This window comes from Eggerthella lenta DSM 2243 (genome assembly GCF_000024265.1).
Classification (GTDB): domain Bacteria; phylum Actinomycetota; class Coriobacteriia; order Coriobacteriales; family Eggerthellaceae; genus Eggerthella; species Eggerthella lenta.
In genome coordinates, this window is the sequence record NC_013204.1 from 93,649 (window position 1) to 112,224 (window position 18,576).

The window sequence follows — 18,576 nt, forward strand, 5'->3', positions numbered from 1 at the left end:
ATGCCGTTCGGCGAATAGCACGACGAAGGGGATCATATGGAAGGATTCGACCTCATCAGCACGGGGGTATGGTCAATCATACCGCCGATTCTTGCGCTGGGTTTGGCGCTGATCACGAAGGAGGTGTATTCCTCGCTGGCCATCGGCGTGTTCGTGGGCATGGTGATCTACCAGTTCTCGCTCAACGGCGTGGGCGTCGAGCCGCTGGTGGACTCGTTCACCATGGTGCCGCAGATGATGGCCGAGCAGATAGCCGGCAACGGGGCGCTGCTGCTGTTCCTTGCGTTATTGGGCGCGCTCGTGGTGGTCATCGCGGCCGCCGGCGGATCGCGCGCGTACGCCGAGTGGGTGTCTACGCACATCAAGAACGCGAAGATGGCGCAGATTCTCACTGCGGTGCTGGGCATCATCATCTTCGTGGACGACTACTTCAACTGCCTCACGGTGGGCGCGGTCATGCGCCCCGTCACCGATCGATTTAACATCAGCCACGAGAAGCTGGCATGGATCATCGACTCCACCGCGGCGCCTATCTGCATCATCGCGCCGGTGTCTTCGTGGGCCGTGGCCGTAGGCGGCTACCTGGGCGAAGGCGGTTTCACCACGTTCGTCCAGTCCATCCCGTACAACTTCTATGCGCTGCTCACCATCGTGTTCGTCTTCTTCATGTGCGCTACCAAGAAGGACTTCGGCCCCATGCGCGTTGCCGAGGCCGAGGTGCAGAAGCCGGCCGACCAGCAGCATCGCATTCCGTCGAAGGACAGCGCTCTCGAGTCGATGTCGACGGTGGGCATTTCCGATCCGAACGCGGCCGACGCGCTGCCGGCGAAGCTGGATACCATTGTAGCCGAGGAGGACGAGCTGGACGAGGCTGCGAAGGTGGCCGTCGAAGAGTTCAAGGGCATGGCCATCTCTGACAAGGGACGCGTGTTCGACCTGATCATTCCCATCATCGTGCTCATCATCTTCTCGATTCTGGGCATGCTGTACGCGGGCGGCTTCTTCCAGGGCGTCGACTTCGCCACGGCTGTGGGCGAGAACCCGGTGTTCGGCCTGTGCATCGGCGTGTGCGTGGCGCTGGTGGTGACGGCGGCCATGTTCCTGCCGCGCAAGCTGATGACGCTGTCGGGGTACATGGACGGCGTGGCCGAGGGCGTGCGCTCCATGGTGGGCGCCATCATGATCCTCGTGCTGGCATGGAGCCTAGGCGGCACGTGCCGCTACCTGCTGGGTACGGGCGAGTTCGTCAGCGGCTTCCTGAACAGCATCGGCGTGGGGCTGGCTCTGCTGCCGGTGGTCATCTTCGTGGTGGCGGCGTTCATCGGCTTCGCCATGGGCACGTCGTGGGGAACCATCGCGCTGATCCTGCCCATCGTGATCGGCGTGTTCCCGGCGCAAGATCCGCTGTTCCTCGTGGCCATCGGCGCCACGCTGGGCGGTGCGGTGTACGGCGACCATGTGTCGCCTATTTCGGATACCACCATTCTGTCGTCGGCGGGCGCGCAGTGCAACCACCTGCGCCATGTGGCTACGCAGCTGCCGTACGCTTCGGTGGTGGCGGCCGTGTGTCTGGTGGGCTACATCATCGCCGGCTTCACGGGCAACCCGTGGATCGCGCTCGTCGTGGGCGCCGTGCTGATGATCGCGGCTGTGCTGGTGCTGAACCGCTCGAAGTACGGGGCGGTGAAGGCGTAAGCGCGAACGCGGGCAAGCGAGCAAGCGAAGCGCAGCGAGCGCCCGGGACGGCCACTCCGCCCCGGGCGCTTTTTTGCGCCCGAAGCCGCCCTGTGTCGCCCGGCGTCGCTTGCGCCCAGCGTCGCTCCCCGCCCGCCGCGCCCGCTTCGCCTCGCGCGCGACGGCGAGCGCCCCGCGTTGCCGCGCTCCGCATCTTCCCCGCCCGCCGCGCCCGTGTCGCCCCGCGCGCAATGGCTAACGCCCCGCGTCGCCCCGCCCGCCGTGCCCGCCAGATGTACGGATGTTTCACGTGAAACATCCGTACCGTTCAACGCATATTCCCAGTTCAAACGCCCATAGCTCGTTTCGTGCGATTGGAAGTTACATCCTTTCGTGCGATGGTGCGCTCCTTCCTCCGTCGTATAGTGCGCAGCGTTCGAGGCGGCTCGGCCGCCTGTCTACGAGAGGAGAGAGCAATGGGGAGCACGTTCACCAGAAGGCAGTTCGTCATGGGGGCTATGGTGCTGGGCGGGTCGCTCGCGCTGACCGGATGCAGCCCGAAGCCCGAGTCCAAGAAACAGGACGGCGCGTCGGGCGCAACCGAGCCCGTGCAAGCCGACATCATCGTCATCGGTTCGGGTCTGGCCGGCTCGGCCTGTTCGATCTCCGCGGCGCAGAACGGCGCGAGCGTGCTGCTGGTCGACAAGGCGCCGTTTCTCACGTCCACCTTCCTCACCTCGAAGGGCAACGTGTCCATTGCCCAGGTTCCAGAGAATAAGGACGAGTGGCGCTTCGAATCCGAGACGCCCGACACCATGGACCAGTTCGTCAGCCGCTACCGCAACCTCACCGAGATCGGCAAGGTGGACGCGCCGTACCCCGACTATAGCCGCATGCAGCGCATGATGGAGGAAAGCTGCGCCACCATCGCGTGGGTAGAGCAGCTGGGCATCACGTTCGAGAAGTCGTTTACCAAGGAGATGGTGGGCACCGACACGGTAAAGCCCGACGTCAGCGCCGACCCTGCGACGGAAGCGGGCGTCCAGGTGGCGAACGCGTTCGCGGCCGAATTCGAGCGCTTGGGCGTGCGGACGATGCTGTCCGCCGAGGCGAAAGAGCTGATCATGGACGGTGACGCCGTGGTGGGCGTGAAGGTCGAGGGGCCTGACGGCGTCCAAGAGCTGCGTGCGAAGGCCGTGGTGCTGGCCACCGGCGGTTTCGGCGGCAGCGCGGAGTACTGCGACCAGCTGGTGCCCGCCATCAACGAGATGGGCTTCCAGTACCTGGGCAACGCTATGAACACGGGCGACGGCATGACCATGGCCTCCGCCATTGGCGCCGCGCTGTACGAGGATCCGTGGGTCATCCCGAACGTCATCATGCCCACGCGCACGCTGACGAAGGCCGACGCGGGCTTCAAGAAGCTGTGCGACACCGGCATGGAAGGTGCTGCCACGTCGTCGAAGATGCTGGTGGACTCCACGGGCGCGCGCTTCGTGAACGAGGCGGCTCCGGTGACGGCGCTGGCCACGTCCATGACCGACAACCAGGCGGGGCCGTACTACGTGCTGTTCGACAGCTCGAACGCCGAGGTGGTCGCAGTCATCGAGAAGGGCCTGTCCACGGGCGACGTGCTGAAGGGCGTTTCGATCGAGGAGCTGGCCGACGCGGCCGGCGCGCCCCAGCTTGCGGCGACGTTCGAGGCGTACCAGCAGGCGGCAGCTGCGGGTGCGGACGAGGCGTTCGGCAAGAAGGCCGACATGCTGGCGGCGTACGGCGACGGCCCGTTCTACCTGGTGAAGTTCGTGCCGTCCTATGTGGCCACGATGGGCGGCGTGAAAACCGACGCATCGTGCCAAGCGCTCGGCGAAAACGGCAGCGTCATCCCCGGCCTGTTCGCGGTTGGCGAGGCCACGCACCGCTTCATGTACAACCGCAGCTTTGTGCGCCACTGCTCCAACTCCAGCGCCCTCACCATGGGTCGTCTGACGGGAGCGGCGCTGGCCACGGCGTAACGACCCGATCTTCCCTCGCGCGCAGGCCGGACCCCCTCCCCGGCCTGCGCTTGCGTTTGCCCGCCGTCAAGCATGCGTCGAAAATCCCCGCTCTATCGTCCCATAGGACGATAGAGATCCGCACGCGCTTGTCGCGGCACCGAGCGCGACGAATGTTTCACGTGAAACATTCGTTCGATTACGGATTCGTTGCGGGCTTTGCCCTCGCGACGGCGTCACCCCCTCCCCGATGGGGTTGCCAACGAAAAGGGCTAACTCTTCTTGGCGGCGCTCGTCTCCTCTATGAGGTCGAGCAATTCCTGGCGCGAGTGCACGTCCATCTTCGCGTAAGCGTGGCGCAGGTGGGTTTTCACCGTGTGCTCCGACAGCGTGAAACGCTCGGCGATGGCCCGGGCGCTGCGTCCCGCCGCAAACTCCTCGATCACTTCGAACTCGCGGTTCGTCAGCTCGTAGGTGCCCTTCATCTGCACGAGCGCATCGCCTGCCGACAGGTGCGCCAGCGGGACGGCCGCCGCTTCCTCGGGGGCGCTCGCATCGCCGACCGCATCCCGCTTCGACGCATAGCGAAGGTAGCTGCAGAACATGAGCGCCAGCGTGGCCACCAGCAGCCACACCGAGCCGACGAGCGCGAGCTGCGGATCGACGCCGGTTTGCTCCAACAGCGTCTGCGCCGCGAAGCGCCCCAGCGCCACCGACAGCCTCGCGACGCCCAAGGCCAAGCCCAGCAGGAAGAACGCCGGCAGCTTCCGCTCGTTCGCCTCGCTGATGAACATGAGCCACAGCAGCACGTAGAACGAGATGAGGAACGCGGTCATCAGCGATCCGGCCACGTGCCCGTCGGCGACGTTGAGGCTGCGGTACAGCAAGATGGTGACCAGGCACAACGCGGTGATGGGCGTGATGTAGTCGATGTTCGCCTTGCGCGGCTTCGCCACCAGCAGCACGGCCAGCATGGCCACGGCCGCGATGATCCCGAACAGGCCGGTGAGGTCGGTCTGCGCGTACTGCAGGTTGTTGTGGATGTCGAGCTCTATCACGAACCCGCAGATCAGCGAGAACGCGAACGTCCCTGCGACCGCGCGCTTCGTGCGCGAAAGCGCCTCGGCCATGGAGGTTGCGGGTGCGACGGATTCCTTCATCTGCTGGGCGACGAACGCGTTGTTGCGCAGGCACCACAGCAGCGCGGCGGTGGACAGGACGAACGACGCCAGCAGCATGATGCTGCGCCCGCCTGGGAACAGCGAACTGGTCAGCGGCGGAAGCAGCGTATCAATGAGGTACGCGACGGCGATCAGGGGAAGCGAGAGCCGCGGCCGGTAGCTGGTGAACACTTCCATCCAGCAGAGGATGGACAGCGACCAGCCCATGCCCGCCGTCACCTGCATGGCGATAAGCGCGATATCGTTTGTGTTGCCCGACGCAACGAGCACGGCGTAGATCGAGCTGACGACGACGGCCGCGACGAACAGCGGCTTCGCCCGGTCGATGCGCCCGAGGTAGGAGAGGACGGCGACGACGAGGAACGTGAGCCCGTCGGCCGCGAGGCCTACCAGGGCGTAGGGGCTGGGGCTGTAGGGCCCCGTGTTGAGGTCGAGCAGCCGCGCGCCCTGCAGCAGGCCGAACCCGAGCGTGGCCACCGCCGCGAGGGCGAGGATTCGCGTTTTGTCAGATGCGTGCGCGTTCATCGTTTCCCCTTTGCTTGCGAAACAGTCGCGCCCCACTATAACGCACCCGCGCCCGCCGCGCTCTGCGAAGCCGAGCAGAACCGCACAGATGTTTCACGTGAAACACTCGCTGCTCGCACCGCCGCGATCATGCGACCCTGTCGGACATTGAAGCGAACGAATGTTTCACGTGAAACATTCGGGCTGCGGAAGAAGCGCGCCAGGCGTTTTCGTGCCCACTGCAAATTGCGCTTCCTTGATCGAGCGCTTCCGCGTCGATCTGCGCGCTGCGGCGCCTGCGCCCAGTTTCGCCGTGCGAGGTTAGGGCGATGGGCGCGCTACCCGCTCACTACGCGGGGCAGGGCGATGTCGTGGGGCTCGCAGGGGACGGTTTTCACGCGCTGCTCGTCGAAGGCGATGCCGACCACGGCGGCATCGGCGCGCAAGCGGGGGAGCAGCTGGTCGTAGTTGCCGCCGCCGTAGCCCAGGCGCCGTCCGGCATCGTCGAAGGCGACCAGCGGCACCACCACGGCGTCGAGCTCCTCGGGATCGACGGCCTGGAACCCGTCACGCTCCAGCGCTTCGCAGGCAAGGCAGCGCAGGGGCGCGCCAAGGAACCCCGCTGCGGCCGCGTCCAGCTGCTCGCGCGCCACGCGGTAGAATCGCATCAGAGGCGACCCGCTCGTGTCGCCCGTTTCGCCCGCTGCCCGCCGTTCGCTCGCCTCGCCCGCTGCCCGCGATCCGCTCGGCATTCGCGGCGCGTCTCCCGCCCGCGGCTCGCTCGGCACCGGCGACCCGCCTGCTTCGTCCGCGCCCGCGCGACCCGCCGCCCGCGACCCGCCCGCCGCAGGCTCCTCGCGCACCATGCAGGGGAAGCACACGTCCCAGCCGCGCGCGTACGCCGCCTCGACGAACGGCCGCGTGTCCACCTCGCTGCGCATCGACGCGAACACGGCCACAGTGGGAACCGCGCTCCCGCCCGTCGCATCCGCGCGCGACGTCCCCTCGGCCGAAACCTGCGCCGTCCCCGCACCTTCCGCGCCCGCCAGCGCTTCCGCCAGCACCTGCTCCAACCGCGCGCATATCGCCGCGCTCTTGCGCGCACGCACCTCTTCCGGAAGCGCATCGCGACGAGCCAGCACGCGCGAGCGCAGTTGTTTTTTCGTCTCCATAGGCCGCAGTATAGCATCGACGTAACGGCGCCGTTGCACGATAATGGCGGAGGTGTGGGGAGTTAGCGCAAACGTAACCGTTTCCATTCGATTTGACCTGCAAACCCATCATTGACCTTGCTATAATCGTTTTGCATTGGGTACACTCGGACCACCTTAGATAGCTCTCCCTCGCAGTCGCAAGGGGTGCACCACCTCAAACGACGCTGCGTATGCGTCGTTTGTTGTTTTCTAAGGAGAAATTGACTACCAAGCATATATAAGTAGGTCGCTCACCAGGCATCATGCATGCCGGGCGACATAGAGTAAGGAGACAGCAGTGCAACTCAAGGCATCCACCGATTACGGTATGCGCGCCATCTTGTACTTGGCTGCGCAAGGTACCACCTGCTCCTCGAAAGATATCGCGGAGGACATGTCCATTCCGCGCGACTACCTCATCCAGCTGGCGCAGCTGTTGCGCAACGCAGGCATCATCGAGGCCCGTCCGGGCAAGCACGGCGGCTATCGCCTGGCGAAGGATCCGGCCGACACGAACGTGCTGGAGATCATGGAAGCGCTCGACGACGATGCGAAGCAGTCCACGCGCGCGAAGCGCGATGCGCGCAAGGGCGGCGCGATGGTGCAGGAGATCAAGCAGGTCTACGATCTCATCGAAGAGAGCATGGACGCCTATCTGTCCAGCTTGACGGTGCAGATGCTGCTCGACTGCGCCCGCAACGGCGACAACAGCCGCACGTTTTTGGCCGAACGACTGCAGGAAGAAAGCCGCCGCCTGCTCGACGCCGTCAAGTAGCGTCGACGCAGCCCGGCGGCTGCGCTCTTTTCGCCGCGCCGCCGCCGAGGCGTCTAGATGCCCAGCACCTGCATCACCAGCAGCACGGCGGTGAGCACGGTAACGATGCCCACGGTGACCCAGATCAGCACGCGCGACACGATGCGCGAACGGTACGCGCCCATAACCCGCTTGTCCGCGGCGATGATGGCCATGAACACCAGCAGCACCGGCAGCACCAGGCCGTTCACGAACTGGGCGGTCAGCATCACGCCCATGAGGTCGATGTTCGGCACCAGCACCACCACGGCAGAGAACGCGATCACGAACGTGAAGATGCTCTTGAACAGCGGCGCCTCTTTCCACTTGAACGAAACGCCCGCCTCCCAGCCGAAGGCCTCGCAGATAACGAACGCCGTGGTCAACGGCAGCACGCAGGCCGCCAAGAACGACGCGGCGATCAGCCCGATGGCGAACAGCGCTTCGGCGTAGTGCCCGGCGAACGGCGCCAGCGCGCGCGCCGCGTCGGCGGCCGACTCGATCTCGATTCCCTGCGGGAACAGCACCGATCCCGTGGTCACGATGATGAACCAGGCCACGAGGCACGCGGCGATGGTGCCCGCGATCACGTCGACCTTCTGCGAGAACAGGTCCTTCACCGACACGCCCTTTTCCACGACGTTGCTCTGGTTGAAGAACATCATCCACGGCGCGATGGTGGTGCCGATCATCGCGATGACCAGCGACACGAAGCTCTGGTCGTTCACGATGCGCGGCACGACGGTGCTGGTCAGCGCCTCTTCCCAGTTCGGCTCGGCCATGAACGCCGCCACGATGTAGGTGACGAACACCAGCGACAGGATGAGAAACACCTTCTCCACGCGCTTGTAGCTGCCGCCCACCACCAGAAGCCACACGGCCACGGCGGCCACGGGCACGGCCAGGTACTTCGACACACCGAACATCTCCATGCCGCTGGCGATGCCGGCGAACTCGGAGAACGTGGTGGCCACGTTGCCGATGAGCAGCGCCAGCATGGCCAGCGCGGTCAGGCGGATGCCGAAGCGCTCGCGGATGAGCGCGGCGAAGCCCTTGCCGGTGACGGCGCCCATGCGCGCGGCCGTCATCTCCACCACGATCAGCAGCACGCACATGATGGGGATGACCCACAGCGTGGCGAAGCCGAACTTCGCGCCCACGGTGGAATAGGTGGAGATGCCGCCCGCGTCGTTGCCGGCCATGGCCGTGACGATGCCGGGGCCCAGCGCTGCCAGCAGCAGCCAGATCTTCTTGGGCTGCTTCTTCTCGGGAACCTCGACGAGCTCGGTCGACTCGGCCGCGTCGACGGCGACGTCGCGCAGCTCGAGCTTCTCGTTCTTCTTCATCATCATGGCGCTACCTCCCGGCGTAGCCGATGATCTGCAGCAGCACCAGCGTGTACAGCGCTAGGAACAGGATGGACGCCACGAGGCCGCCCAGCACCTTGAGCAGGGTGGCCTTCGTCTTGTCGCCGCTCACGTCCTCTTCGATGGCGTCCCACGCGTCGTCGACCGTGACGATGCCCAGCAGCACGCCGTGCTCGTCCACCACGGGCATGGCGGGCAGCTCGTACTTGAAGATGTCGGCCGCCACGTCCTCCTCGGTCTCGTCCGGCGTCGCGGAGATCACGTCGTCGAACATCACGTCGCGCACGGGCCGCGCGTCGTCGGTGAGCACGAGGGTGCGCAAGCTCAGCACGCCCACGAACTCGTCGTAGTCGTTCAGCACGTACACGTAATGCACGGTGGGGTGGTCGTCGTCCAGCTCGCGCAGCACCTCGATGGTCTCGCCCACGGTGTTGTCGGCCTTCACGGCCACGAACTGCGTGGTCATCATGCCGCCGGCCGTGCCGTCCTTGTAGCCCAGCAGGCGGCGGATCTCGGTGGCGTCCTCCACGCCCATGAGGCGCAGCAGCGTCTCGGCTTTCTCGTACGACAGGTCGCGCACGATGTCGGCCGCGTCGTCCGGGTCCATGTCGCCCAAGAGGCCGGCGGCGCGGGCGTCGTCGAGGTCTTCGATGAAGTCGGCCTGGTACTCGTCGTCCATCTCGGAGATGGCCTCGGTGGCCTGCGCGTCGTCCAGGTGCTGGAACACGTTGGCGCGCTGCTGGGGGTCCAGCTGCTCCAGGATGTCGGCCACGTCGGCGGGGTGCAGCTCGTCCAGGCGCTTGTGCGTGACGGACAGCTGCACTTCGGACAGGTCGCGATCGAGCAGGTCCATGTAGTTCCAGGCGATGATCTGCTCGTCGATCTTCTTGCCGAACACCTTCGCCACGGCCACCACGGCGCGCTCCAGCCAGGAGGCCAGTCCGCGCAGGATGCCGCGCACGCCCACTTCGGCGCCCAGCAGGCGCAGCTGCGAGCCCGAAACGGACAGCTTGAGGTCGTTGACGCGCACCACTTTCAGGCCTTGCGTATCCACGATCTGACGGTTCAGCAGGTCGCGCGCCAGCAGAACTTCGTCAGGTTGCAGATAGCTGAAGCGGATGTCGTGCGCCTCGGCGTTGAGGGTGATCCCGTCCTCGTCGAACGTGTCGACGTACTTGCGCCACGAGATCATGAACGGAACCTTGCCGGGCCCCTGGAAGGCCAGGCTGGTGATGCGCGGGAACACTTCGCCGGTGGAGATGGCGAGGTCGGAGATGGTGCCGATCTTCTCGCCCTGGATGTCCACGACGGGTTTCCCCATCATTTGAGAGAGGTAGAGCATGGTGGTATCCCTTACTGTCATGCCCATGGCCGTACACCTCATGATACCGTGTGCAAAGACGCGCGCGTCGCGCGCAATGCAAAATGTGTGTCAAGCCATGAGCCGCCGCAGTCGTTCCTTCGACTGCCGACGTAAGGGAAGACGAAGGAAGAACTACTTACTGTGAGGCTTCGATTTTCGAACCTTCAAGTACGTTCCTTTCCCTGACCAATAAAAAATCCGCACGTGCTGCTGCCAGTCGTTGCGGAATTAGAAGCTGAAATGGTGCGCCGTGAGGGATTCGAACCCCCGACGTACTGATTCGTAGTCAGTCCCTCTATCCAGCTGAGGTAACGGCGCACGTCGAAACAGCAAAAGTTATTATGCCGGTATTGCCCCATGCTGTCAACGACTTTTTCAGACTTTTTGGGAATAGTGCGCGAAATAGGTGTTTGAACTGGCGAAACGAGAAAAAAGTCGGACGAAGGCCGCCTGTTCGTCATGCACTGCGCCGAGTACGGGGCGCTTCCGGTGCGCGTCGATGTTTCACGTGAAACATTCGCCCGCATTGCGGGGCGATTACAAGCGGGCATGCCCGGCCTCTTCGTGCGTGCGCGTGGCTAGGATGAGGCGGAACGCGTCTTGAATCCAACGAAGAAAGCGAGGCTGTTATGACGAAGACTGCGAAATGGTCGATGATCGGCGTGCTTGCCGCTCTGGTGCTGGCGCTGTTCGCCGTTGCCGGCTGCTCAAGCGACAACGCGGGCAACAACGACAACGGAGGCGACAACGCCAACCCTGCCACCGAGAACAACGACAATGGCGGCGGGAACAACGGCGACAACGCCGACAACAACGGCAACGACAACAACAATAACAACAACGGCAACCAGATGGGCGACGGCAGCAGCATCGGCGAAGGCACCGTCCTCAAGGTTCCGAACGGCTGGGTTGCCTATTCCCAGAGCGACATGCTCGTGCTGCTGGACTCGAATGCCGACGTCCAGTACCAGTGGACGGCCGAGGTTAACGGCAACACCGTGCTGAAGGACACCGACGCCGACCTGCCGTCCTCCGGCTTCAACGATCAGAACTCCCAGGACGTCGTGGGCGCGGCCGGCATGCACGCGTTCGGGTTCCTGGCCGACGACCAGAACAACGGCGAGTCCACCATCACGATGAAACTGGCGAACACGTCGAATGCCAACGATGTGAAGACCACCATCGTAGTGAAGGCCACGGTGCAGAACGGCACGTTCACGGACGTGAGCGTGCAGGAGTAGCGCGCCTCCCGCTATACTGCGGGAAAGCGAAACCGCTCGGAAGGAGTGCGCGATGAAAGCTCGTCTGAAACTCGCGATAGCAGGAGCATGCATGGCGGCTTTCGTCGCGTTCGCCGTCGGATGCTCCGCTGCGCCGGGATCCGAGGTCCAGATCGCCGAAGGGTCGGCGGAGTTCAGCCAGAGCAACCTTGTGGTCAAGCTGGACGCGAACCCCACGACGGGGTACGAGTGGACCTTCCAGATCGACGGCTCGGCCGTGCAGCCCGACGGCGACGAGTTCGTCCCCGCGAGCGACGGCGCCCAGCCCAAGACGGGCGAAGGCGGCGTGCACACGTTCAACTTCAAAGCCGACGGCTCGGGCGAGGCTACGCTTACGTTCACGTATGCGCGGTCGTGGGAGGCGTCGGACAGCGACAAGAGCGTCGTGCTGCATGCGACGGTTGAAAACGGCGCGTTCACGCAGGTTGAAGAGCAGGCGTAAACATCAAAGGGCGGGGACGGCCGAGCGCCGTTCCCGCCCTTTCTCGTGCGGACTGCTCTAAATGCTGAGGTCGCGCCGATCGAAGGCCGCAACCGCCACGGCGAACAGCGCCACCGCGCCAACGGCCAGCGCGATCGCGCCGCCGACGGCTGACGCGTCGCCCGCGGCCAGGCCGTAGTAGTCGAACAGCGTCAGCGGGTTGACGTTCTTCAGGAACTCGAACTTGTCGCCCACCTGCGATATCATCTGCATGAGGAAGAACAGGATGTTCAGACCGCCTCCCACCCACAGGGCTGCCGTCGCGTTCGAAAACAGACATGCGGACAGGAAGCACAACCCGGCCATCGCCAGCCACAGGGCCAGCAATCCCGCATTCACCTGCATCAGCGCCTGCATATCCAGCTCGCCCGGGAACAGCGCCTCGGCGAAACCCACTTCGAGCGCCGTGACCACCGCCATGAGCGCCACCAGAATGGTCACCATCACGCCCACCATGGTTAGCGCGATGCGCGTGCGGCTGTTCGGCGTAGCCAGCAGATACGCCATGGCGCTGCGATCGAGGTAGCGCACCATCAGCTTGTTCGCCACGATCAGGATGAGCACGAGGATGAAGATGGTCAGCAAGAACCCGTACAGGTAGTTCAGCATGAAGTCGATGAGGGTGGTGGCCTGTACCGACATGCCGAACGCCGCAAACATCTCGGGCATGCTCTGCATCATGGCATCCAGGCTTTCTCCCAGCTCCGGATCGTACATGCTGACGATCACGCCGATGTACATGGCCAGCACCGCCGCGATGATGAGGCTGACGAACAGGTTCGCGCGCAGCTCTTTGGCGAACAAGGCTCTATTCATGAGAGCCTCCTTTCTCCACCTGGTTCGTCGTGCCGTACAGGTGCATGAACAGCTCTTCCAGCGTTTGCTCGCGCGCGGCGAGATCGACGATGTCGTAGGCGGCCAAGTCCTTTACGAACGCGTCGGGGTTGCCGGCCACAGCTGCCTCCACGCTGGCCGCGCCCTGTTTCCGCGCGTCGGGATGCGCCTGCGCGAAGCGGTCGCGCGCGGCCTCGTCGGCGAACGTCACCGCGAACACGCGCTTGCGGCTCTTCCGCACGTCGTCCATGCGCTCGACGGCGGCCATCCTGCCCGCGCGGATGAATGCGACGCGGTCGCACGTGCGCTCCACTTCGTCGAACAGGTGCGACGAAAGCAGGATGGTGGCGCCGCGGCGCTTCTCCTCAAGCACGAGGTCGATGAAGCGGCTTTGCATGAGGGGGTCGAGGCCGCTGGTGGGTTCGTCCAGCAGGACGATGTCGGGCGAGGTCATGAATGCGCACACCAGGCCCACCTTCTGCTTCGTGCCCTTCGACATCTTGCGGATGCGCCGTGCGGGGTCCAGCTCGAAGTACTCGACCAGCTGGTTCATGCGCGTGCGGTCGCGCAGCTTCTTCATGCGCGCCATGAATTCCAGGAAGGCCGCGCCAGTCATCTCGTCCATGCAGGCGATCTCGCCCGGCAGGTAGCCCAGGCGCTCCTGGATGCGGCTGCGCTGGCTGAAGCAGTTCAGGCCGTCGATGCTCACGGTGCCCTCATCAGGCCGAATGAAGCCCATGAGGTTGCGCATGGTCACGGTTTTCCCGGCGCCGTTCGGCCCCAGGAAGCCGAACACCTCGCCGCGTTCCACGGAGAACGACACGTCGAACACGCCGCGGCCGTTGCCGTAGTCTTTCTTGAGCCCCTTGAGTTCGATCACGGGGTCGCTCATCGGTATTCCTCCTTAATGAGACAAAGGGACGGGGTTGCTATCTCATCGTCCCCGGTACTCTTCTTTGTACGAATAGGCTTTCAGCATGTCGCACCAGCGGTACATCTCGTCCATCATGGCGTCCAAATCGATGCGTTGATGCAGCGCTTGCTGTTGGTGCAGATAGCCGTCGGCCAGCCAAATCAGCATGTTGAGCACGTACTTCGGATCGATGTCGTCGCGGAACCGGTCAAACCGCACGTTCTTGAAGTACGTCGTGAACATAAAGTCGAGTTGTCGCTGCGTCCAGCTGTCCATCGTATCCTTTATGTCCTTGTGCTCCGGGTAGAAGGCCCGGATGGAGAACTCCAGCAGGTAGGGAAACTTGCTCAGCACCTTGGACTTGGTTTCCGCCGCGTAGACGAGCAGTTCGAAGAAGTCGTCGATCTCCCAATACCCCTCGTCCAGCACCAGGTTGGACACCTTTTCCATCAGATGCTCCATGAGGTACAGGTACAGCTCCTTCTTGTTCTTGAAGTAGAAGAACAGAAGGCCCTTCGAGATGCCTGCCCTGCGCGCGATCGTCTCGGTCGAGGCGTTCTTGTAATCGTTCTTGCCGAACGTTTCCACGGCGGCGCTGACGATGGCCTCGCGCCGCTCTTCGGGAAGGCTCTCGAATTTCGCATGTCGGTCGTCCATTGCCGCCTCCTTTCCTGCCGCCGTTGACCGGCCGGTCAACGGATCGAAGACCATGCTACCCCGTTGACTATTTTTTAGAAGGGGACGCGAGGAAGATTTTTTGCCAGGTCGACCCCCCCCCTTTTTTTTTTCTGTCCTTGCAAGTCGGAATTGTCTTTTGGCAAATAGTGTGCGAATTCGGAAGCCTGCACGTTCGCGATCGCCCCTGCGCTTTCGGCAAGCGCCCAAGGCGCAGCAAAAACCCCAGCTCGCGAAAACTGCCGGCTCTTTCCCGGTTTTTTCTTTTTCCGAATTCGACCAACTATTGCCACTGCTGCTGCCATGAACTGCCCGATCATGATAGAATCAGCCTCACTACAGAGCCAGTGCAGGCGCTCTCCATCGTTCGAGTAGCCCATTGCTGGAAGCGATGCCCTCGTCTTCCCCTACCACGTCTGCAAGATCCTCTCCGCCCAGGGCAAATAAGGGGGTCTTGTGCAGAAGATCGCACGTGCCTCGCAATCACGTATCGTTTTCGGATACATCACGGCCTTGCAGATGCTGCGCATGGCCCAACCCTGCGAGCTAGCTTCGGTGAGGAGCGGAAAACCAAGCATCCCCGAGCGCGCCCCGCGCACCAAAGAGCTCAGCTCGGCGCTTGAGCGCATAGAAGGGGATCATCTGGGTCTGAGGTTCGAAAGGCCTAGTCACGTGCTGGCGAGCACGCCGAACGGTCGGGCGGGGGAGCTTTGCGTTCCTCATGTGTGCACGAGGGGCTTCTCGCGTTCCTCGTTCTTTCGATTGGGCGATGACGTGTTCTTCAGCAAGCCTGAGCTTGCATTCATTCAAATGGCAACGCGGATCCGCAACGAGGTTTCGCTGCTTGAGTTGGGGTGGGAGTTGTGCGGGTCGTATCAGACGAGGCGTACTGGCGTTTCGGTTGGATACGATGTCGAGCCGCTGACAAGCGTTCGGGCTTTGCGCGACTACGTAGCGTGCAACAGCTCGCTCGGCGGTGCGCAGAAGGTCGCGCGTATTCTTCCGTTTCTCGTGGACGGGTCCGCATCGTCGCGCGAGACGAAATTCGCGCTTGTCCTGGGATTCAGTCCTTTCCGCGGAGGTTACGGCATGGGCTTTCCCCGCATGAACTACGAGGTGATCGCAAGTCCGGCGGCGCGCGCGATTTCCGGGAAGAAAAGCTTTCGCTGCGATCTCTGCTGGCCAGAAGCGAGGCTCGACGTGGAGTATCAAAGCAGGGAGAATCACGAAGGCGAACTCAGCCGCATCCGGGATTCGAGAAGGGCTAACGCGTTGGCGGCCATGGGCTGGACAGTGCTCGGCGTCACCAATGACGAGCTGAACAGCCTTGCGGCTACCGATGCGGTGGCTGAAGCGATTCGTCGTCACCTCGGCAAGCGCCTGCGAACGAACGTCTCCGACTGGCATGCCCGCAAGCTGCGCCTGAGAAGGCGGCTCGGGCTGCCCGTGGGATACGAGGAGGCGATCTGATCGGGTGGCGAATTGCGATGCCGGCGGTGCGCTTCTGGTCGGGTGCGGCTGTGCAGCGAGCCACCTTGAGCTGAGTGCGGGGGTACGGCGGTGCAGCGAACCCCGGTGCTTTTGGCGAAAAGTGGCCGAATTCGGAAACCACAAAACGGATTGATCGAAGGCTACGAAGCGCGGCGTTTTCAGTACCTTGTTGACCAGGCGTTTTACGACACGGTCGTCCCTGTCTTTCAAGACGGTTGCCTTCGCCTCCCTTGAGACTTCCGAATTCGATGGTATTTTGCCATCGAGGGCCCTTCCGGCGTGCAAGGACCGGCTCGGGATAGTGGTGGGAGGGGCGGCTCCCTCGACTCGGGACGGCTTTCTCGCTGAGGGCGGCTATCTGGGGCGGCGCGCTACCGTGCGTACACGGTGCGCTTGCGCGTAACCAGGCGGTCGACGAACTCGGTGGCGGGGTTGCGCAGGATGTCGCACGGCTCGGCGAACTGCACGGCGCGGCCGGCCTCCATCACCAGCACCTTGTCGCCCAGGTCGAGTGCCTCGTCGATGTCGTGCGTCACGAACAGCACGGTGATGCCCGTCTGCCGATGGATGCGCTTGACCTCGTCCTGCAGGCTGGCGCGGGTGATGGCGTCCACGGCGCTGAACGGCTCGTCGGCCAGCAGGATGTCGGGGCTGGCCGCCAACGCGCGGGCGATGCCGACGCGCTGCGCCTGTCCGCCCGACAGCTCGGCGGGATAGCGATCCATGATGTCGTGCGGCAACCCGATGATGTCCATCCATTTCGCGACGGCCTCTTCGGTGCGACCCTCGTCGCCGCTGTTCAGCAGCGAGGGCACGTACGCGATGTTCTGCTCCACGGTGAGGTGGGGAAACAGCACGCTGCCTTGGATGGCGTAGCCGATGTTTCGGCGCAGCTCGATGGGGTTGACGCCGCTCGTGTCCTTCCCGTGCACCAGCACGCGTCCATCGTCGGGCATCGCCAGCGCGTTCACCATTTTCAACAGCGTGGTCTTGCCGCAGCCCGAGCTGCCGATGATGGTGACGAACGCGCCTTCGTCGATGTCGAGGTTCGCGTCGTCCACGGCGACGGCATCGCCGAATCGCTTGCTGACGTGCTCGAACGCAACGGCGGGCGTGCCGGTCTGCTGCATGCCGTCCATGCTACATCAGCCCCTTCTCGGCCAGGAACGCGTCGGCCACTGCTTTCGGCTCCTGCCCTTGCGTCTCCACTTCGTTGTTCATGCGCGCCATATCGGCATCGGTGATGGCCCCTTGCAGCTTCAGCAGCTCGCCGCGCAGCTCGGGGTGCTTTTCCAGCGCGTCCTGTCGCACGACGTTGCCGCAAAGATACGACGGATAGAAGTGCCGGTCGTCCTCCAGCACCACGAGGCGCTCGTCGGCCACCTGCCCGTCGGTGGTGGACACGACGATGGCATCCACCTGGCCCTCGAACAGCGCCTGGTACTTCAAGCTGATGTCCATGTCTCTCGTGGTGCCGAAGTTCATGCCGTAGGCTTGCTGCAATCCGGGGTAGCCGTCCTGCCGGTCGAAGAAGTCGGGCTCGGCGCCCAGCGTCAGGCCGCCCGCTGCGCCCGCCAGGTCAGAATACGTGCGCAGGTTGTAGCGCTCGGCCGCGTCGCGGCTCACAGCGAGGCCGTACGTGTTGTTGAACCCGTACATGCCCACCCAGGTGAGGCCTAGCTGCGATTCGTATTCCTGCTGCATCGTGTCGAACATCGACTCGTCGTAGGTGTCGTCGTGCTTGAGGACGGCGTTCCATCCCGTTCCCGTGTACTCGGGGTAGAGGTCGAAGTCGCCCTTCTCCATGCCGGGCTCGATGTTCGACGTGCCGCCGCCCACGCCCTGCGTGAGCTCCACCTTGAGGTCGGTATCGTGCTCGATCAGCGTGTTCAGCATCTCGCCGAGGATGTACTGCTCGGTCATGGGCTTCGTGGCGATGTTCACCACGTTCTCTCCGCCGCCGCGGTTCGCGAACGCGAAGGCCCCGCCCGCTATCAGCACCACGGCCGCGCCCGCCGCGACGGCCGGGGCCAGCTTGCGACGCGAAACCCGTCGCGCGCCGGAACGCTTCCGTCGCCGGGCGTTCGAAGGCTCCAGGTGGCGTCGTGTGGACTTCTCGGCTAAGCCCAGCAGCAGGTCCACCACGATGGCCAGCAGCGCGATCAGCACGCTGCCCGCCAGGGTCATGGCCAGGTTGTACGTCGTGATGCCGCGGAAGATGGCCACGCCCAAGCCGCCTGCGCCGATGAACGTGGCGATGCCGGCCAGCGCGATGGTCATGGTGGCCATGTTGCGGATGCCGCTCATGATGACGGGCGCGGCCAGCGGCAGTTCGATACGGTACAGCAGCTGGCGGTCGGTGGAGCCCATGCCGCGCGCCGCCTCGATGATGGCAGGGTCGATGGTGGTGAGGCCGGTGTAGGTGTTGCGCACCATCGGCAGCAGCGCGTACACGGTGAGCGCCACGATGGCGGTAGGGTCGCCGATGCCCGTGATGGGGATGAGGAAGCCGAACAGCGCAATGGATGGGATGGTGTACACGAAATTGACCAGCGCAAGCACGGGCTTCGCCCCTCGCCTCCATGTGGCGATGGCGATTCCCAGCGACAGTCCGATGAGCGCCGCCAGTGCAATGGATATGAGCGAGATGCCGATATGCTGCAGAAGGAGCTCGAAAAACCAATCGCGTTTTTCAACGAGCAAGGCCAGGGTTTCGGTCAGAATCAAGAGGAATCCTCGCTTTCGCACGTGGTGACGGACGCTACGTCGAGGGTTGAGATGCGGACTGCATGGTTAAATCCTACAGACTTCGTCAACATTGTAATCAAGTGTC

The 18,576-nt window shown here is 63.9% G+C and carries 16 protein-coding genes and 1 tRNA gene; 6 read left to right on the forward strand and 11 right to left on the reverse strand.

Features of this window, described 5'->3' with window-relative positions; translation table 11 throughout:
* The first annotated feature begins 36 nt into the window (after positions 1 to 36).
* On the forward strand, positions 37 to 1,695 hold the full coding sequence (locus ELEN_RS00375; protein ID WP_009305640.1) for a Na+/H+ antiporter NhaC family protein: 1,659 nt from the start codon (positions 37 to 39) through the stop codon (positions 1,693 to 1,695).
* Positions 1,696 to 2,150: 455 nt separating this feature from the next.
* Positions 2,151 to 3,689 carry an FAD-dependent oxidoreductase gene (locus ELEN_RS00380; protein ID WP_015759798.1) on the forward strand — a complete coding sequence of 513 codons (1,539 nt, stop codon included), beginning with the start codon at positions 2,151 to 2,153 and terminating at the stop codon, positions 3,687 to 3,689.
* Positions 3,690 to 3,940: 251 nt separating this feature from the next.
* Here the strand turns inward: ELEN_RS00380 and ELEN_RS00385 are convergent, their stop codons facing one another.
* Together ELEN_RS00385 and ELEN_RS00390 are read right to left on the reverse strand one after the other, a co-directional pair.
* Positions 3,941 to 5,374: a helix-turn-helix transcriptional regulator gene (locus ELEN_RS00385; protein ID WP_015759799.1), complete on the reverse strand. Its 1,434-nt coding sequence runs from the start codon at positions 5,372 to 5,374 to the stop codon at positions 3,941 to 3,943.
* Positions 5,375 to 5,691: 317 nt separating this feature from the next.
* Positions 5,692 to 6,525, reverse strand: a complete 834-nt coding sequence (locus ELEN_RS00390) for a 5-formyltetrahydrofolate cyclo-ligase (RefSeq protein WP_229065564.1) — start codon at positions 6,523 to 6,525, stop codon at positions 5,692 to 5,694.
* 319 nt (positions 6,526 to 6,844) lie between these two features.
* Between ELEN_RS00390 and ELEN_RS00395 the strand changes: the two genes are divergently transcribed.
* The gene (locus ELEN_RS00395; RefSeq protein WP_009608991.1) at positions 6,845 to 7,321 is read left to right on the forward strand and encodes an RrF2 family transcriptional regulator; all 477 of its coding nucleotides are present in this window, start codon (positions 6,845 to 6,847) and stop codon (positions 7,319 to 7,321) included.
* Between the two features lie 53 nt (positions 7,322 to 7,374).
* On the opposite strand, the gene ELEN_RS00400 is transcribed toward ELEN_RS00395, so the two are convergent.
* The 3 genes from ELEN_RS00400 to ELEN_RS00410 form a co-directional block, all read right to left on the reverse strand.
* Positions 7,375 to 8,691 carry an Nramp family divalent metal transporter gene (locus ELEN_RS00400; RefSeq protein WP_015759801.1) on the reverse strand — a complete coding sequence of 439 codons (1,317 nt, stop codon included), beginning with the start codon at positions 8,689 to 8,691 and terminating at the stop codon, positions 7,375 to 7,377.
* Positions 8,692 to 8,695: 4 nt separating this feature from the next.
* Positions 8,696 to 10,075 carry a magnesium transporter MgtE N-terminal domain-containing protein gene (locus ELEN_RS00405; RefSeq protein ID WP_015759802.1) on the reverse strand — a complete coding sequence of 460 codons (1,380 nt, stop codon included), beginning with the start codon at positions 10,073 to 10,075 and terminating at the stop codon, positions 8,696 to 8,698.
* A 235-nt stretch (positions 10,076 to 10,310) separates the two neighbouring features.
* A tRNA-Arg gene (locus tag ELEN_RS00410) sits at positions 10,311 to 10,387 on the reverse strand.
* Between the two features lie 311 nt (positions 10,388 to 10,698).
* On the opposite strand from ELEN_RS00410, the gene ELEN_RS00415 reads away from it, so the two are divergent.
* Together ELEN_RS00415 and ELEN_RS00420 are read left to right on the forward strand one after the other, a co-directional pair.
* Positions 10,699 to 11,310 carry a protease inhibitor I42 family protein gene (locus ELEN_RS00415; RefSeq protein ID WP_015759803.1) on the forward strand — a complete coding sequence of 204 codons (612 nt, stop codon included), beginning with the start codon at positions 10,699 to 10,701 and terminating at the stop codon, positions 11,308 to 11,310.
* Positions 11,311 to 11,362: 52 nt separating this feature from the next.
* Positions 11,363 to 11,791 (forward strand): protease inhibitor I42 family protein, encoded by a 429-nt coding sequence (locus ELEN_RS00420; protein WP_035584435.1) that lies wholly within the window; start codon positions 11,363 to 11,365, stop codon positions 11,789 to 11,791.
* Positions 11,792 to 11,848: 57 nt separating this feature from the next.
* Here the strand turns inward: ELEN_RS00420 and ELEN_RS00425 are convergent, their stop codons facing one another.
* The 4 genes from ELEN_RS00425 to ELEN_RS16080 form a co-directional block, all read right to left on the reverse strand.
* Positions 11,849 to 12,646 carry an ABC transporter permease subunit gene (locus ELEN_RS00425; RefSeq protein ID WP_015759805.1) on the reverse strand — a complete coding sequence of 266 codons (798 nt, stop codon included), beginning with the start codon at positions 12,644 to 12,646 and terminating at the stop codon, positions 11,849 to 11,851.
* Positions 12,639 to 13,556 (reverse strand): ABC transporter ATP-binding protein, encoded by a 918-nt coding sequence (locus ELEN_RS00430; RefSeq protein ID WP_015759806.1) that lies wholly within the window; start codon positions 13,554 to 13,556, stop codon positions 12,639 to 12,641. The genes ELEN_RS00425 and ELEN_RS00430 overlap by 8 nt, the downstream gene beginning before the upstream one ends.
* Before the next feature lie 42 nt (positions 13,557 to 13,598).
* The gene (locus tag ELEN_RS00435; protein ID WP_015759807.1) at positions 13,599 to 14,234 is read right to left on the reverse strand and encodes a TetR/AcrR family transcriptional regulator; all 636 of its coding nucleotides are present in this window, start codon (positions 14,232 to 14,234) and stop codon (positions 13,599 to 13,601) included.
* 74 nt (positions 14,235 to 14,308) lie between these two features.
* Positions 14,309 to 14,572 (reverse strand): hypothetical protein, encoded by a 264-nt coding sequence (locus tag ELEN_RS16080; RefSeq protein ID WP_143924727.1) that lies wholly within the window; start codon positions 14,570 to 14,572, stop codon positions 14,309 to 14,311.
* 136 nt (positions 14,573 to 14,708) lie between these two features.
* Here ELEN_RS16080 and ELEN_RS00440 point away from each other — a divergent pair, with 136 nt between their 5' ends.
* Positions 14,709 to 15,722: a DUF559 domain-containing protein gene (locus ELEN_RS00440; RefSeq protein ID WP_015759808.1), complete on the forward strand. Its 1,014-nt coding sequence runs from the start codon at positions 14,709 to 14,711 to the stop codon at positions 15,720 to 15,722.
* Positions 15,723 to 16,114: 392 nt separating this feature from the next.
* On the opposite strand, the gene ELEN_RS00445 is transcribed toward ELEN_RS00440, so the two are convergent.
* Together ELEN_RS00445 and ELEN_RS00450 are read right to left on the reverse strand one after the other, a co-directional pair.
* Positions 16,115 to 16,882, reverse strand: coding sequence for an ATP-binding cassette domain-containing protein (locus ELEN_RS00445; RefSeq protein WP_015759809.1), 768 nt, complete (start codon positions 16,880 to 16,882; stop codon positions 16,115 to 16,117).
* Position 16,883: 1 nt separating this feature from the next.
* Positions 16,884 to 18,470, reverse strand: coding sequence for an ABC transporter permease/substrate-binding protein (locus ELEN_RS00450; RefSeq protein WP_015759810.1), 1,587 nt, complete (start codon positions 18,468 to 18,470; stop codon positions 16,884 to 16,886).
* Positions 18,471 to 18,576 lie beyond the last annotated feature (106 nt).

Coding starts and splice junctions, on each gene's coding strand:
- ELEN_RS00405 (WP_015759802.1), bottom strand. CDS start 10,075: ATGGGCATGACAGTAAGGGATACCACCATGCTCTACCTCTCTCAAATG.
- ELEN_RS00445 (WP_015759809.1), bottom strand. CDS start 16,882: ATGGACGGCATGCAGCAGACCGGCACGCCCGCCGTTGCGTTCGAGCAC.
- ELEN_RS00375 (WP_009305640.1), top strand. CDS start 37: ATGGAAGGATTCGACCTCATCAGCACGGGGGTATGGTCAATCATACCG.
- ELEN_RS00385 (WP_015759799.1), bottom strand. CDS start 5,374: ATGAACGCGCACGCATCTGACAAAACGCGAATCCTCGCCCTCGCGGCG.
- ELEN_RS00420 (WP_035584435.1), top strand. CDS start 11,363: ATGAAAGCTCGTCTGAAACTCGCGATAGCAGGAGCATGCATGGCGGCT.
- ELEN_RS16080 (WP_143924727.1), bottom strand. CDS start 14,572: ATGATCGGGCAGTTCATGGCAGCAGCAGTGGCAATAGTTGGTCGAATT.
- ELEN_RS00400 (WP_015759801.1), bottom strand. CDS start 8,691: ATGATGATGAAGAAGAACGAGAAGCTCGAGCTGCGCGACGTCGCCGTC.
- ELEN_RS00415 (WP_015759803.1), top strand. CDS start 10,699: ATGACGAAGACTGCGAAATGGTCGATGATCGGCGTGCTTGCCGCTCTG.
- ELEN_RS00390 (WP_229065564.1), bottom strand. CDS start 6,525: ATGGAGACGAAAAAACAACTGCGCTCGCGCGTGCTGGCTCGTCGCGAT.
- ELEN_RS00430 (WP_015759806.1), bottom strand. CDS start 13,556: ATGAGCGACCCCGTGATCGAACTCAAGGGGCTCAAGAAAGACTACGGC.
- ELEN_RS00435 (WP_015759807.1), bottom strand. CDS start 14,234: ATGGACGACCGACATGCGAAATTCGAGAGCCTTCCCGAAGAGCGGCGC.
- ELEN_RS00425 (WP_015759805.1), bottom strand. CDS start 12,646: ATGAATAGAGCCTTGTTCGCCAAAGAGCTGCGCGCGAACCTGTTCGTC.
- ELEN_RS00380 (WP_015759798.1), top strand. CDS start 2,151: ATGGGGAGCACGTTCACCAGAAGGCAGTTCGTCATGGGGGCTATGGTG.